The organism is Roseiarcus sp. (genome assembly GCF_052145395.1).
In the GTDB taxonomy this organism is placed as follows: Bacteria; Pseudomonadota; Alphaproteobacteria; order Rhizobiales; family Beijerinckiaceae; genus Roseiarcus.
Genome location: NZ_JBKQOT010000317.1, coordinates 1 through 7,485 on the forward strand (window position 1 = coordinate 1; position 7,485 = coordinate 7,485).

General features: G+C 66.1%; 4 protein-coding genes. 2 read left to right on the top strand and 2 right to left on the bottom strand.

The genetic code is table 11. The features are described from left to right. On the bottom strand, positions 1–717 hold a 717-nt coding region (locus tag ACLP25_RS10675), incomplete at its 3' end, for an Hsp70 family protein (protein ID WP_442469172.1). Positions 718–775: 58 nt separating this feature from the next. Beyond that, positions 776–1,570 (bottom strand): DUF2760 domain-containing protein, encoded by a 795-nt coding sequence (locus tag ACLP25_RS10680; protein WP_442469173.1) that lies wholly within the window; start codon positions 1,568–1,570, stop codon positions 776–778. Between ACLP25_RS10680 and ACLP25_RS10685 the strand changes: the two genes are divergently transcribed. Together ACLP25_RS10685 and ACLP25_RS10690 are read left to right on the top strand one after the other, a co-directional pair. Beyond that, a complete protein-coding gene (locus ACLP25_RS10685; protein WP_442469174.1) occupies positions 1,554–7,256 on the top strand; it encodes a GAF domain-containing protein in 5,703 nt (1,900 codons plus the stop codon). The genes ACLP25_RS10680 and ACLP25_RS10685 overlap by 17 nt on opposite strands. After that, positions 7,253–7,485 (top strand): response regulator (locus ACLP25_RS10690; protein WP_442469175.1); only part of this gene is annotated, 233 nt, incomplete at its 3' end. The genes ACLP25_RS10685 and ACLP25_RS10690, both read left to right, overlap by 4 nt.

Below are 7,485 nucleotides of genomic sequence, written 5' to 3' on the forward strand. Positions count from 1 at the left end.
ATCGACGTCGGTCACCGCGATCAGGCTGAAATCGGCGGTGCCGCCGCCGACGTCGCACACCAAAATGATGTCGCCCGGCGTCACCGCATCGCGCCATTGCCGGCCGGCGCGCGCGGCCCAGGCATAGAAGGCGGCCTGCGGTTCCTCGAGCAACGTGACGGGACCCAGTCCGGCGGCTTCGGCCGCTTCGGCGGTCAGGCTTCGCGCGACCTCGTCGAATGAAGCGGGCACCGTCACCACGATCTGGCCGTCGCCGAGGTCCCACGGCCGGCCCTGGGCCTCAGCGGCGTGGAGGAAGGCGCCCTTGAGGTGCTGCAGGTAGAGGCGGGAGCAATCGAACGGCGAGAGCCTTTCTTCTGCGCTCTCGGACCGCCAGGGCAGCGTGCGCTGTTTCGGATCGATGTGCGGGTTCGACAACCAGGATTTCGCCGACGTTACCAGGCGGTCGGGAACCAGGGCGCCATGGTCGCGGGCGAATTGCCCGACGATCCGCGGCTCTCCGCTCTCGTCCCAGGGCAGCGCGAACGATTCCGGCCGGAATTCCTCCGGATGCGGCAGGTACAGCGCGGAGGCGAGGGTCGGCCTCTCGCCCAGCTGGTTTGCCGCCAGGATCTGGGGGATCTGCACGATCTCGGTCCGATCGGCGTCGAAATCGGTGAGCGCCATCGCGCAATTGCTGGTGCCGAGGTCGATCCCGAGACTGAAGCGAGCCGTCATGGAAGTTGGCGTCCTGATGATCTAGTGATGGGCCGGTCGGGCCGCTTCCCGCGGGGTTTCATTTCACTTCCACCTCCGCGGGAGCGATCGCGGGCAGCGGGTCGTCAGCGCCGCTGAGCAGCTGCGGCAGCTTTACTCTATCCGTCTTCCAGCCGCGGTGGACAAGCACGCCGGTGAAGGGCGCCGATCCGGCGATTCTGCCGACCAGCCGATACTGGTCGGCTGAAAACCCGGCGGGAACCTGAATTGTCGAGCCCTCTTGCTCCGTGCGTACCGGATTGATTGAGAAATGTTCCGATAGGACGCCCTTGCATCCGGCGTGAACGACCCGGGCGGCCGCCCCGACCTGGGCGTCGCCATAGGCGTTGATATCGTCCATCAGGAAATCGACCAGCCGGCCTTTTTCCTGGAGCATCGCCAGAAAGTGGACAATTTCAGCGTCTGCACGGCTCGCTTGGGGCCGTTCCGGCGCCGGGCGGGCCGGTTCGGCGGCGGCCGGCAGCGGCGGGGGCGCCTTCTGGCGCGAGGGCCAAAACGCCCCGATCAAGACCAGAATCGCGAGCGCCAGCGTGGCGAGCGACAGGTTTTGGCGAAAAGGCTCGGCCCCCGGCGCTAAGGCCGCCGCGCTCACGGCCACGAGGAGCAGTGCGGCAAGTATCAAAACCACTCTCATTGCGGATGCCCCTCCGGCGGCGAGTGCGCTCAATGCCAGACCGAGCGACCCTAACGCAAGTTTTACCCGAAGCGGCCGGCCAGATCGCATGCGGCCGCGCTTGCCATCGGGTCGAATCGACGCGATGCTCCGATTCCCCTGTTCATTCGTGGATTCCGGCCTGATGCCTGCCCGCCGCACAGCGCCGTCGTCGCCACCGCCGCCGACGCGCGCCCGCTCTCCGTCGGAGGAGCCGACCCGGGACGCCCTGCTCGAGGCGCTTGCCGAGCGTGAACGCGAACTCGCCGAGGCGCGCGAGCAGCAGGCGGCGGTCGCGCAGGTGCTTCAGGCGATCAACGCGTCGTCCGGCGATCTCGCCGCGGCGTTCGACTTGATCCTCGAAAAGGCGGTTCGCTTTTGTGACGCGACGGGAGGCGGCCTCTGGCTTGTCGAGGGCGATATGGCGCGCGTCGTCGGCAGCAGCCGCAGCGCGCTCCCGCGACCCTTCCTCGACTACGTGTTTCGCGCGCCCTTGCCGGTTACAGACATCCTTGGCCGGAGCGGGCGCGGGAGGCCCTTCGTTCATATCGACGACCTGAGGGCGACCCGGGCCTACCAGGAGCGGGCGCCGTACGTCGTCGCGTGCGTCGAACTTGGCGACATGCGCACTGCGCTGTTGGCGCCCCTGTTCGAGGACGGCGCGGTCGTCGGGATTTTCACCCTCATTCGCGACCACGTGCGACCGTTCACGGACAAGCAGATCGCGCTGGTGCAGGCCTTCGCCGCCCAGGCGGCCATCGCGATCCAGAACGCGCGCCTGTTCAACGAGACTCAGGAGGCCCTGGAGCGGCAGACCGCCACGGCTGAGGTTCTCAAGGTCATCGCCAGTTCGCCGTCGGACGTGCGGCCGGTGTTCGACGCGATCGCGGCGAGCGCCAACCGCCTGCTCGGCGGCTTCTCGACGACCGTTATTCGCTTCGTCGGCGAAGCCCTCCATCTGGTCGCGTTCACGCCGACGAACGCCGTAGCGGACGAAGCCCTTCAGGCCGCGTTTCCGAGGCCGATCGCCGATTTCCCGCCGTTCGTGCTGGTTCGCGGCGGCGATACCCAGCAGTTCATCGACACCGAGGCGGAATCGGGCGTGCCGCCGGTCATCAAGGAACTGGCGCGATTGCGCAGATACCGCAGCATGCTGTTCACGCCGCTGATGAGCAGCGATGGCGCCATCGGCATGATCAGCGTCACGCGCAGGGAGTCGGGCGCCTTCGCTGCGGACGATGTGCAACTGCTCCGCACCTTCGCCGATCAGGCCGTGATCGCGATCCAGAACGCGAGCCTCTTCAACGAGACGCAGCAGGCCCTGGAGCAGCAGAAGGCTTCCGCCGACGTGCTGGGAGCGATTAGCAAGTCGGTCGCCGACACGGCGCCGGTGTTCGAGGCCATACTCGACGCCTGCCAGCGGCTGTTCGGCAGCGAGGAGATCGGAATCTACACCATCGGCTACGACGACATGGTGCGGCCGGCGGCTTGGCGCGGCCCGAGGCGCCAGGAAGCCCTCCGCGACGTCACGCCGGTCGGCGAGAGCGTCACCGGGCGGATCATCCGCGAGCGCCGCACGCACCACATCCCCAACCTCGCGGCCGAGCCCGATCTCTCGCCGACCGTGCGCGAACGCGCTGAGCGCCTCGGAAGCGCCTCGCTCCTCTATGCGCCGATGCTGTCGGAGGACCGCGGCCTCGGCTCGATTCTGGTCGTGCGCTCGCCGCCCAAGCCCTTTTCGGAGCGGGAGCAGGCGCTGTTGCAGAGCTTCGCCGATCAGGCGGCGATCGCGATCCAGAACGTGCGCCTGTTCAACGAAACCAAAGAGGCGTTGGAGCGGCAGACCGCGACCGCCAACGTCCTGAAGGTGATCAGCCGATCCGTCTCGGACGCCGCGCCGGTCTTCGAGACCATTCTCGAATCCTGCCAGCGCCTGGTCGGTCTCGAAGCGGTCGCCGTCTATCTGGTCGAAGGCGACATGGTGCGCGGCGTCGCGCAGCGCGGATGGCCCGTCGGCGATTGGGGCAAGGACGCCATGCCGCTTGCCGGAAGCTCGACCGGCCTCGCCATCGCCGAGCGCCGCGCCGTCCACTTCCCCGATCTGGCCGACAAGCCCGATCTGCCCGACCGGTTCAAGGTCATGCTGCGGGAGGCGGGCGGCATGTCGGTGCTCTATGCGCCGATGCTGTGGGAGGATCGCGGCGTCGGCTCCATCGTCGTCTCCCGCAAACCCGCCAAGCCGTTTTCCGAAAAGGAAATCGCGCTCGTGCAGAGCTTCGCCGACCAGGCGGCGATCGCGATCCAGAACGCGCGGATGTTCCGCGAGACGCAGGAGGCGCTCGCGCAGCAGACCGCGACCGCCGACGTGCTGAAGGTCATCAGCCGCTCGGCGTTCGACCTGCAGGCTGTGCTCGATACACTGACCGCTTCGGCGACGAAACTCTGCGACGGGGACAGGGCGGCCATTTTTCAGCGGCGCGGCGACCTCTATCATTTTGTCTCGAATTACGGTTTCAGCGACGAAATGGAGGCCTTCGCAAGAGCCAATCCGCTGCCTTCCGGCTCGAGTGGGGGCATAACGCGAGCCGGGCGTGATCGAATGTCGATTCACATCCCCGATGTTCTCGCTGACCCCGAATACACCCAGAGTGGCTATCAGCGCCGTGGCGACTACCGGACGCTGCTCTCGACGCCACTGATGCGCGCGGGCGAGCCGATTGGCGGCTTCGTCATCACGCGGAAAGCTGTTCGTCCGTTCAACGATCGCCAGATCGAACTCCTCCAGACCTTCGCTGACCAAGCCGTGATCGCGATCGAGAATGTCCGCCTGTTCGACGAGGTGCGGGCGCGCACGCACGACCTCACCGAGGCGCTGCAACAGCAGACCGCGACTGCCGAGGTGCTGAAGGTCATCAGCCGCTCGGCGTTCGATCTGAATCTGGCCACGACAGCCATTCTCGAGGCGGCTGCGAGACTCTGTCGCGCTCCTATGGCGACTCTCCACCTCCGGGATGGCGACGTTTGCCGGCTCGATGCGCAATTCGGCCTGCCGGAGCCGTTCGAGCGCCAGGCGCGTGAGAATCCGATCCCGGTCCGTTATCCTCTGCACTCTCGCCGAACCGCGCGCGCGGGCGACGTCGCACATTTCTCCGACGCCTGGACCGACCCCGACTATCTCTACGAGGCGACCGCCAGATTGGGCGGCTATCGCGCGATCGTCGTGATTCCCCTGATGCGCGAAGGCGAGCTGGTCGGAATCTTCAGCCTCGGACGCCCGGAGCCGGAACCCTTTACCGAGAGCCAGATCAAGCTCACCCAAACCTTCGCCGATCAGGCCGCGATCGCCATCGAAAATGCGCGGCTGTTCAATGAGGTGAAGGCGCGCACGCGCGACCTCTCCGAGGCGTTGCAACAGCAGACCGCGACCGCCGACGTGCTCAAAGCGATTAGCCGAACAGCCTTCGATCTCGATACCGTGCTCGAAACACTGATCTCGTCGGCGGTGCGCTTGTGCGATGCGAAGTATGGCCAGATCTTCCGCCGCCACGGCGACGTCTACCGATACGCGGCGAGCCAGATGGATGTCGATTCCGCCTATCGCGAGCACGAGCAGAGGGCCGAGATCAGGCCCGGCCGCGGGACGCTGGTGGGGAGGGTCGCGTTGGAGAATCGGGCGGTCGACATTGCCGACGCCTGGAGCGATCCGGAATACGCGGAAAAGGATCAGGCGCGGATCGGAAACGTGCGGGCCATGCTTGGCGTGCCGCTGATGCGCAGCGGCGAGCCTATCGGCGCCTTCGCGCTGGCGCGCAGCGCGCCTGTGCCGTTCACCCAACGACAAGTCGAACTCGTCCAGAGCTTCGCCGACCAGGCGGTCATCGCCATCGAAAACGTGCGCCTGTTCGACGAAGTGCAGGCGCGCACGCGCGACCTGACCGAGGCGCTACAAATGCAGACCGCCACCGCCGACGTGTTGAAGGTGATCAGCCGCTCGGCGTTCGATCTGCAGGCGGTGTTCAATACGTTAACGGCTTCGGCCGTCGATCTCTGCGGCGCGTTCAGCGGTTCGATTTGCGTTCGCGACGGCGACGTCTACCAATATCGAGGCAACGCCGGCCCCGGGCTCAGCGTGGCTATGAGCCAATATCTGGCCGAGCACCCCGCAACGCCGGGGCGAGGGTCGATTGTCGGCCGCGTGCTCCTGTTGGGCAGGGTGGAAGAGATTCCCGATGTTTTAGAGGACGCGGACTATGTCGTGCCGCTCGGCGCGCATGGCCAAGTCTCCCGCGCCCTGCTGGGCGTCCCGCTACTGGGCAAGGACGGAATCGAGGGCGCGCTCGTTTTGACGCGCAAGGAGCCTGGGCATTTCACGCCGCGCCAGATCGAGATCGTCCAGACCTTCGCCGACCAGGCCGTCATCGCGATCGGGAACGCGCGCCTGTTCGACGAGGTGCAGGCCCGAACGCGCGATCTCACCGAGGCGCTGCAAATGCAGACCGCGACCTCCGACGTGTTGAAGGTGATCAGCCGCTCGGCGTTCGATCTGCAGGCGGTGTTCAATACGCTGGTTTCCTCCGCGGTCGAACTCGGCGGCGCCCTGACGGGCACGATCTGCGTGCGCGACGGTGATGTTTTCCGCTACCGCGATACGATCGGCGCCGAGCATACGAGCGCGCTCGCCCAATATCTGAGGGATCACCCCGCGACACCGGGACGCTCAACCATTGCGGGCCGCGTGCTGCTTTCGGGCAAAGTCGAGCGCATTCCCGATTGCCTTGCCGACCCCGAATATGTCGTGCCGATGGGTTCTCTCGCAAGCAACGTGCGCTCCCTGCTCGGGGTGCCGTTGCTCAGGAAGGAAGGGGTGGAGGGCGCCATCATCCTGACGCGCGACGAGCCCGGACATTTCAGCGACCGCCAGGTCGAGATCGTCCAGACGTTCGCGGACCAGGCGGTCATCGCGCTGGAGAACGTGCGGCTGTTCGACGAGGTCCAGGCGCGGACGAAAGAGCTCGCGGCCTCGCTCGACGACCTGCGCAGGGCGCAGGACCGGCTGATCCAGTCCGAAAAGCTCGCCTCGCTCGGCCAGCTCACCGCCGGCATCGCCCACGAGATCAAGAATCCGCTCAATTTCGTCAATAATTTCTCCGCGCTGTCGCGCGAACTGATGGACGAACTGCGCGGCGTTCTGGAGAAGGCGCCGCTCGACGAGGCCGACCGGGATGAAGTAAGCGAACTGATCGGTACGATCGACGCCAACCTGGACAAGGTGATCGGACACGGCAAGCGCGCCGACTCGATCGTCAAAAACATGCTGCTGCACTCGCGCGAGGGATCTGGCGAGCGCACCAGCGTCAGCGTCAATGCTATGGTCGAGGAGGCGCTGAACCTCGCCTATCACGGCGCGCGGGCGGAAAAACCCGGCTTCAACGTGACGATCGCCAAATCGCTCGACGAGAACGCCGGCGCCGCGGAGCTTTATGCACAGGAAATGACGCGGGTGCTGCTGAACTTGATTTCCAACGGATTTTACGCGACGACGAAGCGCAAGCAGGGCGAGGGAAACAGCCCTTATGAGCCGACGATCACGGCTTCGACGCGTGATCTGGGAGACAGCGTCGAGATCACCATTCGCGACAATGGGACGGGAATTCCCGACGAGGTGAAAGCAAAAATGTTCAACCCGTTCTTCACCACCAAGCCGGCGGGCGAAGGGACCGGGCTCGGCCTGTCGCTCAGCCACGACATCGTGGTCAAGCAGCACGGCGGGACCATCGACGTCATCACCGAACCGGGCGCCTTCACCCAGTTCACCCTCGTCCTCCCGCGCGCGGGGGCGGCGGCATGAATGCGCTGATCCTGGTCGTGGACGACGAGCCCGACGTCGCCGAGCTTTTCCGCCAGCAGTTCCGTAAGGAGTTGCGCGCCTCGCGCTTCGCCATGGCGTTCGCGCAGTCGGCGCGCGAAGCCCTCGAGCGCGTCGGCGCCGCGGATAGCGCAAGCCTCATTCTCATCCTCTCCGACGTCAACATGCCGGGCATGAGCGGCCTCGAGCTTCTGCCTCGGGCGCGTGAGGC